Below are 18,289 nucleotides of genomic sequence, written 5' to 3' on the forward strand. Positions count from 1 at the left end.
CAGAGGCGGCAGGTTTTTTTGTTCGGGTGGTCAGGATTTGTGCACGGTGATTGGCTCAAGATGCATGACGGGATTTTCGGCAAACATATAGCGGTCAACGTTGAATTCAAAGTCATCGGCGGTGGCGCGAAACAGCATTTGCTTGGTGTTTTCCAGATGCTGCCACATCGCTAGCTTGGCGGCGTAGGGATCTTTGCGAATCAGCGCTTTAAGGATTTGATCGTGCTCTTCGCACCAGCTTTAAAAACGCCTGATAACCGGGGTTATCAGGCGTCAAAGCAGGTCTAGCTGTGAGACAGGCAGTGATTAATGCTGCTGTGCCGTCTCAAGCACTGCGGCTTGTTCTATCTCTACCGCTGGGCGGTTTTGCAGAATAACCCAGATCAGGATGGCACCCAGCACATCAAAGACTGCCAGCACCGCGAACAGCGGACCGAAGCCAATGGTGTCTGCCAATGCGCCAACCACCAGAGCGAACAGGGTGCTCGCCAGCCAGCCAGCGCCGCCGGTCAATCCGTTGGCGATAGCCACTTCGTTACGACCAAACACATCAGAAGAGAGCGTGATCAGCGCGCCGGACAGTGACTGGTGCGCAAATCCACCTACGCACAGCAGCGCGATGGCAACATAAGGGCTGGTGAACAGGCCGATAACCCCAGGGCCAATCATCAACACCGCACCCAGAGTCACCACCATTTTGCGCGAAACGATCAGGTTCACTTTGAAGTATTTCTGGAACAGCATGGGCATGTAACCACCCAATACGCAGCCCAGGTCAGCAAACAGCATTGGCAGCCAGGCGAACATGGCAATTTCTTTCAGGTTAAAGCAATAGACCTTGAACATGAACAGCGGAATCCAGGCGTTGATGGTGCCCCATGCCAGTTCAGCCAGGAAACGCGGTAACGCGATGCCCCAGAACTGACGGTTGCGCACGATCTGCCAGGCGGACATTTTCTTAACGTTATCAGCCTGATGCTGAGATTCCTGACCGCTCAGAATGTAATCGCGCTCTTCATCAGTCAGTTTTTTCTGGTCTTTCGGGTGTTTGTAAAATTCCAGCCAGCACAGAGCCCACACCATGCTCAAGGCACCGGTGATGATAAAGGCCATTTCCCAACTGTGCATTACGATGGCCCAAACTACCAACGGCGGCGCGATCATGGCGCCGATTGAGGAACCGACGTTGAAGTAACCTACGGCAACGGAACGCTCCTTGGCGGGGAACCATTCACTGCTCGCCTTCAGGCCCGCAGGGATCATGGCAGCTTCGGCCATGCCGACCAGACCACGTGAAATGGCCAGACCTTGCCAGCTGTTTGCCATTGCGGTACTGGCACAGAAAATGGCCCACAGGATAGCGAACATGGCGTAGCCGACTTTGGTGCCCAGCAGGTCCAGCACGTAACCGGCGATGGGCTGCATAACGGTATAGCAGGCGGAATAGGCAGCAATGATGTAGGAGTATTGCTGTGTCGTGATATGTAACTGATCTTGCAACGTCGGGGCGGCAACGGCGATAGCATTACGTGTCAGGTAACCGAGCACGGTGCCAATGGTCACCAGCCCGATCATGTACCAACGTAGCCCTTTGATTTTACGAATTTGTGTTTTCTCTCCGAGTCAAAAATATAACACCGTGCCATTAGCTGTGCTAACAACCGGTGTTGTGTTTAGCCAACAAGGTTGGCTAGCGCACCTCTCAGAAGGGCGCAATCGCAGGGTTCAGTTGCGGAGTAAGTTTGTGGCGTCATATGCGCTTACTTTTAGGAAGGCGGCAAGGCGCATCGATAAGGACGCCTTGCTCGCCTTTTACTCTCTTGAAACCTGCTTTTGATTTGGACCAGGATTTTTTCTCTTGGGAATAGAGATTGAATCCCGGTTCAAGACGGCGCTACAATAATTTGTCATACAACTTTAAAAGTTGAGTGACATCACAAAACCATTATATTTATGCGGAATTGCTAAAATTTGTTCGATATCGGCCTGTGTTGAGAGCTTTCTGCGCGGTGTCCTGACCAATTTGGCAGGCATGTGAATTTTTGCGATCATGACCTCACTAATGATATGAGATATCCAGCATAATTGGTGTGATATCTTTCAACAAAGGCCAATGTTGTGCCTGAGCGCACGGTGAGGAAGAAAAGTATGCCCCAGTTTCTTAGCGAAGATTTTCTGTTAGACAGCGAATTTGCTCGTCGTTTGTATAATGACTATGTAGCTGATCAGCCTATTTTTGATTACCATTAACACTTGCCGCCTGAACAGATTGCAGAAAACTACCGCTTTAAAAACCTGTATGACATCTGGTTAAAGGGTGATCACTACAAATGGCGTGCCATGCGTACTAACAGCGTGCCGGAGCGTCTTTGTACCGGTGATGCCAGCGACTGGGAGAAATTCTCCGCCTGGGCAGAAACCGTACCGCACACTATCGGTAACCAGTTGTACCACTGGACGCATCTAGAACTGCGCCGCCCGTTTGGTGTAACAGGTACGCTACTAGCACCGGGTACGGCGAAAGATATCTGGGATTGTTGCAACGCCCTGCTGGAGCGTGATGAATTTACCGCGCGCGGCACCATGCAGCAGATGAACGTGAAAATGGTCGGTACCACCGACCACCCGATTGACGATGTGCGTCATCACAAAGCCATCGCCGCTGATGGTAGCTTCAACGTCAAAGTGCTGCCGAGCTGGCGTCCGGATAAGGCTTTCAACATCGAGCTGGCCACCTTTAATGATTACATGGCGAAACAGGGTGAAGTGTCTGATACCGATATTCGTCGTTTCAGCGATTTGCAGGCCGCACTGACCAAGCGTCTGGATCACTTTGCCGCGCACGGCTGTAAAGTTTCTGACCACGCGCTGGACGTGGTGCTGTTTGCCGAAGCGGATGAAGCGAGGCTGGATGGCATTCTGTCTCGTCGTTTGGGCGGTGCCGCGCTGAGCGATCTGGAAGTGGCGCAGTTCAAAACTGCCGTACTGGTATGGCTGGGTGCGGAATATGCACGTCGCGGTTGGGTACAGCAGTACCATATTGGTGCGCTGCGTAACAACAACCTGCGCCAGTTTAAATTGCTGGGGCCAGACGTCGGTTTCGACTCCATCAATGACCGTCCGCTGGCACAAGAGTTGTCTCGTCTGCTGAGCAAGCAGAATGAAGAAAACCTGCTGCCGAAAACCATTCTGTACTACCTGAACCCGCGCGATAACGAAGTGCTGGGCACCATGATCGGTAACTTCCAAGGTGAAGGCATGCAGCGTCAAATGACACAGCTGGCGCAACTGGGCCTGCTGAGCCGCTTTGTGGGCATGTTGACCGACAGCCGCAGCTTCCTGTCTTACACTCGCCATGAGTATTTCCGTCGTATCCTGTGCCAGATGATCGGCCGCTGGGTAGAAGACGGCGAAGCGCCGGCAGACATCAATCTGTTGGGCGACATGGTGAAAAACATTTGTTTCGATAACGCTAAAAACTATTTCGCCATCGAATTATAAGACCGTGGGCGCGCGCAGGTGCGCGCGCCTTGACATTGTATCGTGGGCAAGGTGACAGGGCGGTAACAACCTGACCCCGATCGCACTTCCTGTCCTGAGGTAGCTTCTTAATGCAAACATTGAATCGTCGTGACTTCCCTGGTCGTCAACATCCTGATCGTATTATCCAATTCGGTGAGGGTAACTTTCTGCACGCGTTCGTTGACTGGCAGTTAGATTTGCTAAACGAACATACCGATCTGGATGCGGGTGTGGTGATCGTTCGTCCGATTGATACCGATTTTCCGCCTTCATTAGACACTCAGGATGGGCTGTACACCACGATCATTCTCGGTTTGAATGAGCAGGGCGAAGCAGTGCGTGAGCCGCGCCTGATCCGTTCTGGTAACCGTGAAATCAACATTTACCGTCAGTTTGACGAGTATCTGGCACTGGCACACGATGCCAACATTCGTTTCGTGTTCTCCAACACCACCGAAGCGGGCATCAGCTATCACGCCGACGATCGTTTGACGGATACCCCGCCGCGGTCAGCTATCCGGCTAAACTGACGCGCCTGCTGTTCGAGCGCTTTAACCACTTCAACGGTGCCGCCGACAAAGGCTGGGTGCTGTTGCCGTGTGAACTTATCGATTATAACGGCGTTGCACTGAAAGAACTGGTGCTGCGCTATGCCGCGCAGTGGGAGCTGCCGCAGGCCTTTGTTACCTGGATCAACGAAAACAAGACCTTCTGCTCCACGCTGGTTGACCGTATTGTGACGGGCTATCCGCGTGCCGAAGTGGAAGCGCTGCAACAGGAAATGGGCTACCAGGATACCTTATGGGATACCGCCGAGTACCTCTACCTGTTTGTGATTCAGGGGCCGCAATGGCTGGCTCAGGAACTGCGTCTTGACAAGCTGGACCTGAATATCCGCATCGTTGACGATATCAAACCGTACAAAGAGAGCAAAGTGGCGATTTTGAACGGTGCGCACACCGCGCTGGTGCCGGTTGACTTCCTGGCCGGTCTGGATACCGTGGGCGAATCCATGAATGACGCGCAAATCAGCAGCTTTGTGGAAAAAACCATTGCCGAAGAGATCGTTCCGGTGCTGGATTTGCCGCACGATGAGCTGACCTCTTTTGCCCAAGCGGTGCTGAGCCGTTTCCGTAACCCTTTTATTCAGCACCAGCTGTTATCCATTGCCCTGAACGGCATGACGAAATTCCGCACCCGCATTCTGCTGCAACTGCTGGCCTACCGTGAGCAGAAAGGGGCATTGCCGGCGCGTCTGACCTTTGCACTGGCGGCGCTGATCGCGTTCTATCGCGGCGATCGCGACGGTGAAGCCTATCCGTTGCAAGATGATGCGCACTGGCTGGAGCGCTTAGCACCTTGTGGCACGGCATCAACGATCGCACCACTTCGCTGCAAGCGCTGGTTACCACCGTGCTGAGCGATGCGGATCACTGGGAACAGGATCTGACTCAGGTGCCGGGATTGGTAGAACAGGTTACGCAGCAACTGCAAGCGATCGTCGATCGCGGCATGAGAGCGGCAGTAGAAGGGTATTGTTAATGGCTGAAGATTTATCGATGCAGAGCATCATCAAAATCCATGCGCTGGACAATGTGGCCGTTGCGTTGCGTGATGTTGCGCAAGGTGAAGCGGTAACCGCGGGTGGCGTCACGGTGACGCTGCCGCAGCCAGTGGCGCGCGGGCACAAATTTGCGCTTTATGACATCGCGCCGGGCGAGATGATCGTGAAGTACGGCTTGCCGATCGGCCATGCGTTAGTGGCGATTGCCTTCCTGGTGGGGATTACCGTATTTTTTCACCGTGACGATCGCAAATTTAAACTACAACTTTCCCTCTACAGCGTCATCATCGGTATCCATTTCTTTTTGATGGGGGCAAATGCCGCTGGCGCCAGTGCACTGCTGAATGCCGGGCGCACGGTGATTGCTACGCGCACCCACAATCTTGTTGTGATGTTTGCCTTTATTATCCTGACGCTGGTGCTCGGGCTTTCGGGTCTTAAACATGCGGTTGAGCTGCTGCCGATCATTGGTGCGCTGATCAGCACCAGTGGGTTGACGACACGCTGCGTCATTTGGTGCGCTACACTGTGCTGGGTAATACATAACGTATGGCTTGGTTCAATCGGCGGTTCGCTGATTGAAGGCACATTTTTGATTCTGAATGGCTACAACATCATTCGTTTTCGGCGCATGCAGAAACGTGGGCTGGACCCGTTCCGGGCTGAAACGCAATCTCGCTAATGTAGGTTTGCTCCGTTTTCCCTCACCTTCAGACAGAAGATGAGGGAAACGCGAGTGTGTTACAGCAGGTTCAGCCGCTCTTTCTCTTCCAGCTTGGCATCTTCCGCATTACACACTGCCGCCGTAAAGATGACGTCCGTCGAGGAGTTGACGGCGGTTTCCAGCGAGTTCTGAATTACCCCGATGATAAAGCTGACCGCGACCACTTGCATGGCAACGTCGTTGGCGATGCCAAACATGCTGCACGCCAGTGGGATTAACAGCAACGATCCCCCTGCAACGCCTGATGCACCACAGGCACAAATGGCGGCGACTACGCTGAGCAGCAGCGCGGTAGGCATATCAACGTGAATACCCAGCGTATGTGCGGCTGCCAGCGTCAGGATGGTGATGGTCACCGCCGCACCCGCCATATTGATGGTGGCTCCCAGCGGGATGGCGACGGAATAGGTGTCTTCGTCCAGATTCAGCTTACGACACAGCTCCATATTCACCGGGATGTTGGCGGCAGAGCTGCGGGTAAAAAAGGCGGTAATGCCGCTTTCACGCAGGCAGGTCAGCACCAGCGGATACGGGTTGCGGCGAATTTTCCATAATACAATCAGCGGATTGACGATAAACATCACGATCAGCATGCCGCCGACCAGCACGGTTAACAGATGAGCGTAACCCCACAGTGCGTCAAAGCCGGTTTCTGCCAGCGTAGAGGATACCAGGCCAAAAATCCCGAGCGGCGCAAAACGAATCACGGTTCGCACCAGCAGCGTCACCGCATCCGAGGCATCGTTGATAAAGGCTTTGGTGGACGGTGACGCGTGACGAAACGCGATACCAAGGCCGACGGCCCATACCAGGATGCCGATGTAGTTAGCGTTGATCAGCGCATGAATCGGGTTGGCGACCACGCTCATCAGTAACCCTTTCAGCACCTCAACAATACCCGTTGGCGGCACGATATCGGCAGATTGTGCGCTCAGGGTCAGCGCGGTGGGGAATAAAAAGCCCAACACCACCGCGATCAGCGCGGCGGAAAAGGTGCCGATAGCGTAGAGGATCAGGATCGGACGGATATTGGTTTTTTGCCCCTGCTGATGGTTGGTAATCGAGGCCATGACCAGAACCAGCACCAATACAGGCGCAACGGCTTTCAAGCCGCCGACAAACAGTGTGCCGAGCAGGCCGACAGCAAGAGCGGAGGAAGGGGACAACAATGCAAAGAGGATACCCAGAGCCAGCCCGACAACAATTTGCTGCACCAGGCTGCCTCGCGTTATATAGCGGAAAACAGCAGAGTATGTATTTTTCATAAAATTAACGGTATTCCCGTTCCGTAACCTAACAAGGGTTGTGTGGTAGCACGTTGCAGGATGAAAACCTCTGGGTAATGCAATGGGTTTTTTTTCATAACCTGTAACAAAGTGTTTGCGCAGAGCAGTATAGGGAAAAGAGGCATTAAAAAAAGCGATGGCACACGATTTTGTGCGGCGGGTCATTCACAAATCGCCTCCTTTACGGAGGCGATTTGCGGTTTAGCGAGCGGCGCGCTGATTCAACCACAGGTTAATCAGCAGCGTGATGGCCAGAATGCTGGCTACCACGCCCAGAGAGATAGCGATAGGAATATGGAACAGGTCGATCAGCATCATCTTGGTGCCGATAAATACCAGAATGACGGCCAGACCATACTTGAGCAGTGAGAACTTCTCCGCCACGCCAGCCAGCAGAAAATACATGGCGCGCAGGCCCAGAATGGCGAACAGGTTGGAGGTCAGCACAATGAACGGGTCGGTGGTAACCGCAAAAATGGCCGGGATACTGTCAACGGCAAAGATAACATCGCTGATCTCAACCAGAATCAAGACTAAAAACAGCGGGGTGGCATACAGAATACCGTTGCGCCGCAAGAAGAAGCGTTCGTTTTCGATGGTATCCGTCATCCGCAGATGGCCGCGAAGCCAGCGCACTAACGGCTTGTCGCCGAGATCGCCGCCATCATCTTTGGAGAACGCCATTTTCAGGCCCGTGAACAGCAGGAACGCGCCAAATACGTAGAGCAACCACTGGAACTGCGTAACTAGCCAACTGCCACCAAACACCATCAGCGTTCGCAGGATGATGGCACCCAGCACGCCATAAACCAGTACGCGGCGCTGATAGTGGGCGGGCACGCCGAAATAGCTGAACAGCATCAGCCAGACGAAGACGTTATCGACGGCGAGCGCTTTTTCGATCAGATAGCCGCTGAGGAAGGCGAGGGCTTGCGTGTTGGCGACTTCTACGCCGAGCGTGCCTTTCAGATACCACCAGAATCCGGCATTGAAGGCGAGCGACAGCGTAACCCAAATCAATGACCAGGCAGTAGCCTGGCAAAATGTCATGGTGGTGTCACCCTTGCGCCCTTGATAGAGCAGGTCTACCGCCAGCATGGCGATAACGATGACAGCGAAGCTGCCCCACAACCACGGCGTACCGATGGAGTTCATAACTGGTTCCTTGCAACAAAAATTAACACCGTCAGGCCTCATTTTTATCTGATTCGGTAGCAGGCCAGGTAAAAAAAAACGACATGTATCGGAAGACACAGGTCGTTTGGTCACTCGCGTTTCAAATGTCCCTCGCCTTCCGGCAAGGTCTCACTTACAACGCCAATGCGGAATGCTCATTGGTATTGCCCGATAACCGGAAGCATATCTCTACCTACTTTATAGCAAGCTTGACACATGACTTCGTAATGACGATTAATCGGCGGAAAAGTTACTCCCCTTTGCATCAGCAAAGATAGGTGAAAAGTCGATCCAGGTCAAATTCTGTGAACACTTTTTACCTGTTCCGTTATTGATCCTCAGAAAGTGTGTTGCTGTCGGCGGGGAACACTACTACGGTCTGGCGGCGAATTTCTGTTTGCAAGCGTGCTACGGTGAGTGAGCGTGCCAGAAAGGCGTGATTAACTTCATTCTGGGCGACCAGTGAGGCAAAGGTTTCCACTTCATACAGCATGCTGTTGATATGTTGCGATTGGGACAAATCGATTCGTTGACCGTTGCGCGGCACCAGGCTCACCTGCTGGCATTCCGACAGCCTGTCGATGACCAGCGACCCTTCTTCCCCCTGGATTTCACTGGGGATGGCGCTGTTGCTCACCTTGGAATGCGCGATAATCACGTCAAAATCCCCGTAATTCAGTACAACGCTGCCGTGTCCGTCCACGCCGCTTTCCAACAGGGTCGCACTGGCCCGAACGTTATGGGGATCGCCCCACAGGCTGACGGCGAATGCCAGGCAGTAGTAGCCAATATCCATGATGGAGCCGTTGGAAAACGCCGGATTGAAGGTGTTGGGGTTCTCTCCCGCCAGATAGGGCTGGTAACGGGAAGAATATTGGCAGTAATTCAGAAACACTTTACGCAGCCGACCAATGCGCGCCAGGCCCTGCGTCACCAAGGCGTAATTGGGCAAGCTCGCGGTTTTGAACGCTTCAAACAACACGACCTGATTGGCTTGTGCGCACGCGATCATTCTCTGCGCCTGGGCATGGTTTGACGCCAAGGGTTTTTCGCAGACCACATGTTTGCCATGTTCAAGAAACAGGATGGATTGTTCCGCATGCAGGCTATTTGGACTCGCGATGTAAACCGCATCAATCAGGTCGGACTGGGCGAGCGCCTCCAGAGAGGTGAAGCAGTGTTCAACCAGATAGTCCGTTTGAAATTGCTGTGCTTTTTCCTGCGAACGGGAGTAGATGGCGATCAATTTCATCTTACCGGTTTCATGTGCAGCATCAACAAACTGGCGCGTGATCTGACTGGTTCCTACAATAGCGAAACGAATCATGATGGATCGATGTTCCTGGCGAGAGCGTAAGAAAAACAGAGTAACATGATGTGGGCGCAAGGCAATCGTCGCGTCGCGGTTCTGCGTAGGGGAAAACCACGGCAACAGGACGTCACGCGCCCGGATTCGCCCTGACTGACGAAAAGCATTTACTGCTCCCCGACGTTACGGGGTACACTGCTCAACCTTTATGACGCGGGAGAGGCCGATGAGCCAATTGGAACTGGAAACGCGAACACTCACGTTGGTGCGTTATCCGAAAACGTCTGAGAATTCCACCTTACAAGCCTGGGAAGCGGCAGACGCATTTTTGCTTAACGAGATTGCTACCATGGAGCTTGCACCTGGGCCCGTTGTGATTCTGAACGACACATTCGGTGCACTGGCCTGTGGATTACAGGCGTATGAGCCGCTTTGCGTCAGCGACAGCTACCTGAGCCAACTGGCGACGCGGCATAACCTGTCGCTCAACGGCTTTGCGCCGGAATCCGTCGTGTTGCAAGACAGCCTGACGGCGTTACCTGACGCGCCATCGCTGGTGGTTATCAAGGTGCCAAAAACCCTGGCGATGCTGGAGCATCAGCTTCGTATGCTACGCTCGGTAGTCGCACCGCATACGCGAATTATTGCCGGCGCAAAGGCTCGCGATATTCATACTTCCACGTTGCAGTTGTTTGAAAAAATTATTGGCCCGACGCGGACTTCACTGGCGTGGAAAAAGGCGCGCCTGATTCACTGCGACGTGGCACAAATCAATGTAGCTAAGTATTCACCAACCGTTGAGTGGGAACTAGAGGGGTATGGTTACCGCATCCACAACCATGCCAACGTGTTCTCACGCGGTAGCCTGGACATCGGTACGCGCTTTTTTATGCAGCACCTGCCGCGTGATAGTGAAGGCAAAATGGTGGATTTAGGCTGCGGTAACGGGATTGTCGGGCTGGTGGCACTGGCGCAAAACCCGTCAGCGCTGGTCAGCTTTATTGATGAATCTCATATGGCGCTGGCTTCCAGCCGCATGAACGTGGAAATTAACTGTCCGCAAGATCTGCCGCGTGCCAGTTTTGTGGTGAATAATTCGCTGGCCAACATTGCCCCTGATTCGCTGCAAGCCGTGCTGTGTAATCCACCATTCCACCAGCAGCAGACCATCACCGACCATCTGGCCTGGAACATGTTCAGCGATGCGCGCCGCTGTTTAGCGCATGGTGGTGAGCTGCGTATCGTAGGCAATCGCCACCTCAACTACTACCCGAAGCTGAAACACCTGTTTGGCAACTGCGAACAGCTGGCGGGCAACAATAAGTTTGTGGTGCTGCACGCGGTGAAACTGGCATCGTCTCGCTGAACGGGGCTTGAGTCATCGGCTACAGCGTTAGCGCCAGCCGAGTGGCCTGATCGATGGCCCGCCGGGCATCCAGTTCGGCGGCGACATCCGCACCGCCAATCATATGCACGGCGCACCCGCTGGCCTGCAATGGCGCATAGAGCTCGCGCCGTGAATCCTGTCCTGCACAGACGATGATGGTATCGACGGCGATGCATCTCTCCTGACCCCCATGAATAATATGCAGCCCGGCATCGTCAATGTGCTGTATTGCACGCCGTCCATAAAGCTCACTCCGTGGCGCAGTAGTTGCGCCCGGTGTATCCATCCGGTGGTTTTGCCAAGATGCTCACCCAGTTTTCCTGCCTTGCGTTGCAGCAGCACGATTTCACGCTGATGCACTGCGCCAGTGGGTGCTCCGGCGGCGAGCGGTAATACGCCGCCCCGTTTATCGAGAGTACGATCGATACCCCATTCGGTATAGAAATCGGCTTGCGGGGGGGCGCTCAGATAATGGGCAACATCAACACCGATACCGCCTGCACCGATAATCGCCACCCGTTTGCAAACGGGAACCTTATCGCGCAGCACCTGTAAGTAGCTCACTACGCTTGGGTGATCAATGCCGGGAACCTCCGGCGTGCATGGTGTGATGCCACTCGCCAGGATAACCGTATCAAAGGTTTTAAGATCGTCGATCGTGGCTTTGGTGTTGAGGCGAACTAATACGTGAGTGAGCACCAACATACGGCGGTAATAGCGCAGCGTCTCCGTGAATTCCTGTTTGCCGGGGATTTGCCGGGCCAGATTAAACTGACCGCCGATGTTACTGTCCGCTTCGAACAACGTCACTGTATGGCCGCGCTGTGCCGCATTAATGGCAAAAGCAAGCCCTGCCGGACCAGCGCCGACAACGGCAATTCGTTGCGGTGTGTCTGTAGCGATTACCGGGAGCGTTGTTTCGTGGCAGGCGCGCGGGTTGACTAGACATGACGTTACCTTGCCGACAAAAATCCGATCGAGACAGGCCTGATTGCAGCCGATACAGGTATTAATCTCATCGCTGCGGCCCGTTTCTGCTTTCTCAAGCAAGTACGAATCCGCCAGAAAGGGGCGCGCCATGGAAACCATATCAGAGCAGCCCTGTGCCAGCATCTGTTCTGCCTGAGCCGGATCGTTGATGCGGTTGGTGGTGATAAGCGGTATGTTTACCTTGCCGATCAAACGCTGGGTCACCCAGCCAAAGACCGCGCGCGGCACCAGCGTTGCGATAGTCGGGATGCGTGCTTCGTGCCAGCCAATACCTGTGTTAAGCAACGTGACACCAGCGGCTTCCATCTCTTGAGCCAGGGTTTCTATCTCTTGCCATGAGGAGCCGGACTCTACCAGATCGAGCATGGACAGGCGATAGATGATAATAAAGAGTGGCCCGGTTGCACGGCGCACTGCACGCACAATCTCCAACGCGAAGCGGCGGCGGTTCTGTTGGTTACCACCCCAGTCATCATGCAGCTGGTTGGTGCGTTCGACCAGAAACTGATTAATCAGATACCCTTCAGAGCCCATGATTTCCACACCGTCATAGCCTGCCTGCTGGGCCAGCGACGCACAGCGCGCAAAATCAGCGATGGTGTGTAAAATCTCCTCCTGGGTCATGGCGTGGGGAAGGAAGGGGCTGATCGGTGCCTGAAGGGCGGACGGTGCAACGGGATCGGGTTGATAACTGTAGCGCCCGGCATGCAGAATTTGCAGCGCAATTTTCCCTCCCGCTTCATGCACCGCAGCGGTTATTGGGATATGGTGAGGTAACTGCTCTTCATGTTCAAGCGTCGCTCCGCCAGCGACCACGGCACCTTTGGCGTTGGGCGCAATACCGCCGGTAACAATCAGTGCTACACCGCCCTGCACGCGTTCTCGGTAAAATGCCGCCAACCGTTCAGTGCCCTGTGGATGTTCTTCCAAACCGGTATGCATTGAACCCATGATGACGCGGTTTTTTAACGTGGTGAAGCCCAAATTGAGGGGCGAAAAAAGCTTGGGGTAGGCGTGCATGATGCTCTCCACAGAAACCGCGCAAGAAACTAGTCTGATGAGTTTACTGTAGCGAGTGTTGAATAATATGTGAAATAAATGTTTATTTAATGTGATTTGTGTCATTCCCTGCGGCGACACTCGATAATCGGGGCGGTATGCCAGAAGGTTTGTTGTCCGTGCCAACAATCATTATAATTCGCGGGATCAGAGTGCTAAGGAATCGCTATGTGGGTGGATGAGTGGGAACCGGCGCTGGAAAGTGCGCTTACCGATTTGGAACGTTGTGTCAGGTTGCAGCAGCAAGGCTGGCGTCAGGATCTTGAAAGCTGGCAGCAGCAGCTCACGCAGGCCCAACAGCGGGAAGCGGAGCTGTGCGCGCAGATCGAAAAGTTAGTGATTCAGTTAAACTCTATGGATGCGTCGCCGGAAAGAAATCCCCTGGTGCAGCGCATTAAAATGATTGGCGCCTATATTGACGCCTTGGCGAAGGATGCCTCCGCCTTTAGTCGTTCACTTCCCTGATCGATTTGATTTGTCCTGTTTTTTCCATTGGTATTGGTGCTCGCTGAGCAAACGGCAGTCTTCTGCCGTTTGCATGACGCTGTGTGGCTTACAGTAGCGTCAGGGTTACGTCGATATTGCCGCGTGTGTCATTAGAATACGGGCACACGATATGGGCTTTTTCCACCAGTGCTTGCGCGGTTTCACGCGCCAACCCCGGCAGATTAATTTTCAATTCCACTTCAATAGCAAATCCGGTTGGTGCGGCACCGATGCTGACACTCCCCTCAATGGTGGTCGCCGCTGGCAGTGCAACTTTTTCTTTGCTGGCGACAAACTTCAGCGCACCAAGGAAACAGGCAGAGTAACCAGCGGCAAACAGCTGTTCCGGGTTAGTCCCTTCGCCACCGGCACCGCCCAGTTCGCGCGGTATCGTCAATTTGACGCTCAGTTGCTGATCAGAGGATTCGGCGCGGCCATCACGTCCGCCAGTGGCTTTTGCGTGAGCGACATACAGTACTTTTTCAATGGACATGGTGTAACCCATACAGGCTATTTTTTATCACGATATTAAATCGGGTGATATTTAAATAGTCGAAATAAAACGTCGAGATAAGCGGCCATCAAAGATTCTCGATCAGTCTGGCACGCAGGTATTCTAACTGCTGCTTCATCGCTTGCAGCGTGCTGTCATCACATTGTGTTGCACACCGCATGTTTTCCGGTATAGCACGCGCTTTTTGTTGCAATGTCCGGCCTTCTTCCGTCAACCGAATCAGCGCCTGACGTTCATCTTCCGCATTGCGCGTTCTGCTGAACAAACCAGATTGGTGCAATCGTTTGAGCAACGGCGTCAGCGTGGCGGAATCCAGATAAAGCTGCTCACCCAGTTCCGACACCGTAAGTCAGTCACGTTCCCACAACACCAGCATGACAAGATACTGGGGGTATGTGAGTGATAGTGCTGCCAGCTGTTTTCGATAGACTTTATTCATTGCCAGATTGGCTGAATAGAGTGCGAAACAGAGTTGTCCGTCAAGCTGATAGGCTTTCGCTGGCAATGATGTTGGTACTGTCTGCGTTTTCTTGTTCATGAAATACAATCTAGATAGATAAAAATTAAATAGCAAGCTATTTAAGTGCGAAAAACTTTTTTTGATAATGAATTGATTTTATTAATTTTATATTTTCATTGTTACCTAGATTAAGAGGGCCTTAACGTTTTCCTTGCAGGGTTTACATAGTTTCTCCGCATTCTCCACATTTGACGCAATTGTGGAGACGGAACTTGCAGAGATTTACCCTTACGCTAATTAACTCGAAGTTGCACTGTCTATACTCAACACCGTCTACATTGGCGTTTGGCGCGGCGGGTATTGCGCATGCGAACGATGCTCAAAAAGGCCACGGTCATGAAGCTCGTATGATGAAAGGTGAACGCGGTGGCCCTCGTGCCGGCATGCATGAAGAGTGGATTCTTAAAGATCTCAACCTGACCGAGGCGCAGAAAAAACAGGTTGGGGATATCATTCGCGATGCGCGCGATAACATGCGCAAAGTGATGCAGGATGAACACCGCGCAATGCGTGATGTGATTGCGGCAGACACGTTCGATATGGCGAAAGCCCAGGCGCAGGTCAATAAGCAGGATGAAATTCATAAAGCGCGGATGGTAAGCCGCCTGGAAACGCAGAACAAGATCTATAACATTCTGACGCCGGAGCAGAAAAAGCAGTTTAACGAAAATTTTGATAACCGCATTAATCACAAGATGACGGAACCCGCGGAGAAGGCTGCTGCTAAGTAATTCAGCCTTTCTCTTCTGACAACCGCCTTACTCACCGTGTAAGCCTGTTTATTGGGTAGCCGATGAGAAGGCGGTTTTTTTACGCCAAACGCTCACCGGCCAACGGTTAACGTGCGAGTAACGCAAGCCACTCATTATGGGTTAGCTTGCAGTAAAGCGGGCGTATGCGCGCCTGAACGAACTGCAAAATCGCCTGCTCGTCCATGGATTCGGCCCTAGACGGATAATCCCCCCAACCACTGTCATACAGTTGATAATAGAGGTTGTTCAGATAGTGTGCGGTCTTTGAAAAAAAACGTGGGCCAAAGTTGAAAAAATGCTGAGAAAACAGATATAAGCTCTCTTCTATACCCTTGGCGTTTGGGGTATTCAGTAAATGCCACATCTGTATCTTCAGCCAGACCAGCGCGCTGGCATCTGCGCTAGGCCTTTTTATCTTATTCTCATACAGATAGCGATCGAGATAACCGTTTATCTCGTCATAATCCAGCTTCGCGTCCAGGCAAAACGACGCAATGATAAGTAGTGTTTCGGAATCATTACCAAACAGCACTTCCTTTTCTGCCCAATCAATCAGCGCGTTATAGTGCTTCTCCCGGTGTAAAGGCTCAAGCAGGGGTTCAAACTCATACAGAGACAATAAATCCTGTAAGGTGTAGGGATAGGTTAATGCATCCATGCCATCATCCTTTTAAAATACGTCAATGACTCATCAGCGCGATGAGCGCAATCAATGCGGGAATTGCTTGAACATAGAGAATTTTCCGGCTCACGGTGAGGGCCCCGTATAGCCCGGCAACCAGAACGCAGGCTAGGAAAAAGATCTTAAATTGAAAACCTGCTTCGCCCAGCCATAATCCCCAGAGTAATCCAGCGGCTAAAAAACCATTGTACAAACCCTGATTCGCGGCCATTGTTTTGGTATCGCGAGCAAGATCAGCGTGGAGATTAAAGGCTTTACGACCAACGTGGGTGTTCCACAAGAACATTTCCAGTATTAGGATGTAAACATGTATCGCTGCAACAAGGGCAATTAGAATGTTTGCCAGCACAATCAAGCCTTATCGAAACCGTGATGTAGGGGAGTAAAGTATAGGTGAAGTGGGAGGTAATGAGTAAGTAATGTTTAACGTCTCGCCGAGCGCTGGGCACACTTTGGTGCATGGTGAGCCATAAGTTTAATCACCCAGTCGATAAACACCCGAAGCTTGGCGCTTAAATACCGGTTTGGGGGAAAAGCCAGATAAAGTGGCATTGGACTAAATGCCCACTGTTCGAACAGCCGGTGCAATTCGCCACGCGTCTCATGCGCTTTTGCCATGTAGGTGGGCAACAAAATAATGCCAAGTCCTGCCAGGCCAGCGGCAAGATAGGCATTGCCATCATCGACGGCAAGCTGATAACGCCCTGTGATTCTGACCGTGTTGTCATCAAGGCTCGCTTCCAGTGCCGCCACCTTTCCGGTTTGTGAATTCAGATAACCGACCAGATAATGCGCTGATTGCTCCAGTTGATTGGGGTGGAGTGGTGTCCCCGTGCGAGCCAGATAATTCGGCGCGGCATAGGCTACGATCGTCAAATCTCCCACATGACGGGCAATAAGCGACTGTTCCGAGATACTGCCTCCGCGTATCACGCAGTCCACATTCTCCCTGACCATTTCTACCTTTCGATCGCTGGCACCGAGGTCAATCTGGATATCGGGATATTGCGCATAAAATTCAGGCAAGGCGGGCACCAGAATCAGACGAGCCAGTGGGCTGGGTACGTCAACGCGCAGCTTACCTCTGGGCGTTGTAACGGCATTGGAGAGGCTGGTTTCCGCATCATCCATCGCAGCAAGCAAACGGACGGCATGCTCGTAATACACCGCGCCATCGGCGGTAACATGCACCTTTCTGGTGGTTCTGTTCAGCAATTTAACGTGCAATCGGGTCTCGAGTTGTTGGATTAACTGCGTAACGATGGTCTTGTTCATCTGTAACGTTGCAGCGGCTTTGGTAAAGCTGCCCGACTCGACCACCCGAATAAAAGCCTGCATTGCGTCAAAGCGATCCATCTCGTTGCCTCATGCCTTTCTGATTGTTTGTATTTTACAAATAATGAAGCGGCGTTTTGCGCGTTTATCTAACCGCCACTATGCCCTTAGACTTCGGTTATACACAAGTCATCCATCTTGAAACGGGTTATTCAGAGGTATGTTATGGCAATGCGCGATGTGGTTTTTCCTGAAGGGCGGCAAGATCTCTATAACCGCAATCGGTATTCCCCGGCAGTGAGAGCCAACGGCTTTTTGTTTGTGTCAGGGCAGGTGGGCAGCCGGGAAGATGGTTCGCCTGAGCCGAATTTAAAAACACAGGTAAGACGGGCATTTGAGAATTTGAACGCGGTGTTGTTTGCCGCAGGCTGCACGTTTGAGGACGTTGTGGATGTGACCGTTTTTGTGGTCGATCCTGAATCAAACCTGGAAACCATCTGGATGTGTGGTACCGGAATTCTGGGGCGAAGCGCCTTATCCTGCCTTGACCGGGGTCGGCGTCTCTTGGCTCTCTGGCTTTCACTTTGAAATCAAGGTGATTGCCAAGTTGCCGTAAGTATTTGCACCGTGCTAATGCGGTGAGTCGGTAAAACGTCCAGCGACAGATTAGCGCCATTTGAGCTGCAACCAACAAAAAAGCCACCTCGCAAGAAGTGGCTTAATCATCTGATTTATCAGCTAAATTTTGGTGGCCCCTGTTGGGTTTGAACCAACGACCAAGCGATTATGAGTCGCCTGCTCTAACCACTGAGCTAAGGGGCCATGTAGGCGTGAATTATACGGTAACATGGCGGGGCAGGTCTAGAGCAACGTTGCCCGTATGCTGGTTTTGTATGCAGCCTAGCCCGTTGTTATCGTTATAATTACCATAAAAAATCTATGATCACCCCCGTTTTTTATGTCAGGTTTCTCATCAGGTCGATATGCCGTTCATGTCATCAATAATGTCATCAATAATCAGTCTTCGCAAAACCTGATGGGTA

At 52.5% G+C, this 18,289-nt stretch carries 12 protein-coding genes, 1 tRNA gene and 6 pseudogenes; 7 read left to right on the forward strand and 12 right to left on the reverse strand.

What is annotated here, in order from left to right:
* Positions 1 to 30 precede the first annotated feature (30 nt).
* Together CS369_RS07450 and CS369_RS07455 are read right to left on the reverse strand one after the other, a co-directional pair.
* Positions 31 to 240, reverse strand: a pseudogene (locus tag CS369_RS07450) (FCD domain-containing protein); the annotation flags it as partial.
* Positions 241 to 306: 66 nt separating this feature from the next.
* Complete coding sequence (locus CS369_RS07455; protein ID WP_196906611.1) at positions 307 to 1,605, reverse strand: MFS transporter; 1,299 nt, start codon at positions 1,603 to 1,605, stop codon at positions 307 to 309.
* A 543-nt stretch (positions 1,606 to 2,148) separates the two neighbouring features.
* On the opposite strand from CS369_RS07455, the pseudogene uxaC reads away from it, so the two are divergent.
* The 3 genes and pseudogenes from uxaC to CS369_RS07470 all read left to right on the forward strand — a co-directional run bounded on the left by uxaC (position 2,149) and on the right by CS369_RS07470 (position 5,768).
* Positions 2,149 to 3,501: pseudogene (gene uxaC, locus CS369_RS07460) on the forward strand (glucuronate isomerase).
* 110 nt (positions 3,502 to 3,611) lie between these two features.
* Positions 3,612 to 5,064: pseudogene (locus tag CS369_RS07465) on the forward strand (tagaturonate reductase).
* Between the two features lie 17 nt (positions 5,065 to 5,081).
* On the forward strand, positions 5,082 to 5,768 hold the full coding sequence (locus tag CS369_RS07470) for a YgjV family protein (protein WP_196906612.1): 687 nt from the start codon (positions 5,082 to 5,084) through the stop codon (positions 5,766 to 5,768).
* Positions 5,769 to 5,827: 59 nt separating this feature from the next.
* Here the strand turns inward: CS369_RS07470 and sstT are convergent, their stop codons facing one another.
* The 3 genes from sstT to CS369_RS07485 all read right to left on the reverse strand — a co-directional run bounded on the left by sstT (position 5,828) and on the right by CS369_RS07485 (position 9,599).
* A complete protein-coding gene (sstT, locus tag CS369_RS07475) occupies positions 5,828 to 7,075 on the reverse strand; it encodes a serine/threonine transporter SstT (RefSeq protein ID WP_196906592.1) in 1,248 nt (415 codons plus the stop codon).
* Between the two features lie 222 nt (positions 7,076 to 7,297).
* Positions 7,298 to 8,251 carry a TerC family protein gene (locus CS369_RS07480; RefSeq protein WP_196906593.1) on the reverse strand — a complete coding sequence of 318 codons (954 nt, stop codon included), beginning with the start codon at positions 8,249 to 8,251 and terminating at the stop codon, positions 7,298 to 7,300.
* Between the two features lie 349 nt (positions 8,252 to 8,600).
* Complete coding sequence (locus CS369_RS07485) at positions 8,601 to 9,599, reverse strand: Gfo/Idh/MocA family protein (RefSeq protein ID WP_196906594.1); 999 nt, start codon at positions 9,597 to 9,599, stop codon at positions 8,601 to 8,603.
* Between the two features lie 208 nt (positions 9,600 to 9,807).
* On the opposite strand from CS369_RS07485, the gene rlmG reads away from it, so the two are divergent.
* Positions 9,808 to 10,947, forward strand: a complete 1,140-nt coding sequence (rlmG, locus tag CS369_RS07490) for a 23S rRNA (guanine(1835)-N(2))-methyltransferase RlmG (protein ID WP_196906595.1) — start codon at positions 9,808 to 9,810, stop codon at positions 10,945 to 10,947.
* Positions 10,948 to 10,966: 19 nt separating this feature from the next.
* Here the strand turns inward: rlmG and CS369_RS07495 are convergent.
* A pseudogene (locus CS369_RS07495) lies at positions 10,967 to 12,978 on the reverse strand (FAD-dependent oxidoreductase).
* 207 nt (positions 12,979 to 13,185) lie between these two features.
* On the opposite strand from CS369_RS07495, the gene CS369_RS07500 reads away from it, so the two are divergent.
* Positions 13,186 to 13,482, forward strand: coding sequence for a hypothetical protein (locus CS369_RS07500; RefSeq protein WP_196906596.1), 297 nt, complete (start codon positions 13,186 to 13,188; stop codon positions 13,480 to 13,482).
* An 88-nt stretch (positions 13,483 to 13,570) separates the two neighbouring features.
* On the opposite strand, the gene CS369_RS07505 is transcribed toward CS369_RS07500, so the two are convergent.
* Together CS369_RS07505 and CS369_RS07510 are read right to left on the reverse strand one after the other, a co-directional pair.
* Positions 13,571 to 13,996 (reverse strand): organic hydroperoxide resistance protein, encoded by a 426-nt coding sequence (locus CS369_RS07505; protein ID WP_196906597.1) that lies wholly within the window; start codon positions 13,994 to 13,996, stop codon positions 13,571 to 13,573.
* A gap of 88 nt (positions 13,997 to 14,084) precedes the next feature.
* A pseudogene (locus CS369_RS07510) lies at positions 14,085 to 14,555 on the reverse strand (MarR family winged helix-turn-helix transcriptional regulator).
* A gap of 218 nt (positions 14,556 to 14,773) precedes the next feature.
* Here CS369_RS07510 and spy point away from each other — a divergent pair.
* Positions 14,774 to 15,268 carry an ATP-independent periplasmic protein-refolding chaperone Spy gene (gene spy, locus CS369_RS07515; protein ID WP_374191040.1) on the forward strand — a complete coding sequence of 165 codons (495 nt, stop codon included), beginning with the start codon at positions 14,774 to 14,776 and terminating at the stop codon, positions 15,266 to 15,268.
* A 106-nt stretch (positions 15,269 to 15,374) separates the two neighbouring features.
* Here spy and CS369_RS07520 read toward each other — a convergent pair whose 3' ends face one another.
* The 3 genes from CS369_RS07520 to CS369_RS07530 form a co-directional block, all read right to left on the reverse strand.
* The gene (locus CS369_RS07520) at positions 15,375 to 15,947 is read right to left on the reverse strand and encodes a hypothetical protein (protein WP_196906598.1); all 573 of its coding nucleotides are present in this window, start codon (positions 15,945 to 15,947) and stop codon (positions 15,375 to 15,377) included.
* Between the two features lie 22 nt (positions 15,948 to 15,969).
* Positions 15,970 to 16,320, reverse strand: a complete 351-nt coding sequence (locus tag CS369_RS07525) for a DUF1304 domain-containing protein (protein WP_196906599.1) — start codon at positions 16,318 to 16,320, stop codon at positions 15,970 to 15,972.
* 74 nt (positions 16,321 to 16,394) lie between these two features.
* Positions 16,395 to 17,327, reverse strand: a complete 933-nt coding sequence (locus CS369_RS07530; RefSeq protein WP_196906600.1) for a LysR family transcriptional regulator — start codon at positions 17,325 to 17,327, stop codon at positions 16,395 to 16,397.
* A 144-nt stretch (positions 17,328 to 17,471) separates the two neighbouring features.
* Here CS369_RS07530 and CS369_RS07535 point away from each other — a divergent pair.
* Positions 17,472 to 17,862, forward strand: a pseudogene (locus tag CS369_RS07535) (Rid family hydrolase).
* 130 nt (positions 17,863 to 17,992) lie between these two features.
* Here the strand turns inward: CS369_RS07535 and CS369_RS07540 are convergent.
* Positions 17,993 to 18,068, reverse strand: a tRNA-Ile gene (locus CS369_RS07540).
* Positions 18,069 to 18,289: the final 221 nt, after the last annotated feature.

It is taken from the genome of Candidatus Symbiopectobacterium sp. 'North America' (assembly GCF_015762685.1).
GTDB lineage: Bacteria > Pseudomonadota > Gammaproteobacteria > Enterobacterales > Enterobacteriaceae > Symbiopectobacterium.

Bases quoted from the DNA above. Each gene is read 5' to 3' on its own strand.
- CS369_RS07520 (WP_196906598.1), bottom strand. From the start codon at position 15,947: ATGGATGCATTAACCTATCCCTACACCTTACAGGATTTATTGTCTCTG.
- CS369_RS07500 (WP_196906596.1), top strand. From the start codon at position 13,186: ATGTGGGTGGATGAGTGGGAACCGGCGCTGGAAAGTGCGCTTACCGAT.
- CS369_RS07505 (WP_196906597.1), bottom strand. From the start codon at position 13,996: ATGTCCATTGAAAAAGTACTGTATGTCGCTCACGCAAAAGCCACTGGC.
- CS369_RS07480 (WP_196906593.1), bottom strand. From the start codon at position 8,251: ATGAACTCCATCGGTACGCCGTGGTTGTGGGGCAGCTTCGCTGTCATC.
- CS369_RS07470 (WP_196906612.1), top strand. From the start codon at position 5,082: ATGCAGAGCATCATCAAAATCCATGCGCTGGACAATGTGGCCGTTGCG.
- CS369_RS07485 (WP_196906594.1), bottom strand. From the start codon at position 9,599: ATGATTCGTTTCGCTATTGTAGGAACCAGTCAGATCACGCGCCAGTTT.
- rlmG (WP_196906595.1), top strand. From the start codon at position 9,808: ATGAGCCAATTGGAACTGGAAACGCGAACACTCACGTTGGTGCGTTAT.
- sstT (WP_196906592.1), bottom strand. From the start codon at position 7,075: ATGAAAAATACATACTCTGCTGTTTTCCGCTATATAACGCGAGGCAGC.
- CS369_RS07530 (WP_196906600.1), bottom strand. From the start codon at position 17,327: ATGGATCGCTTTGACGCAATGCAGGCTTTTATTCGGGTGGTCGAGTCG.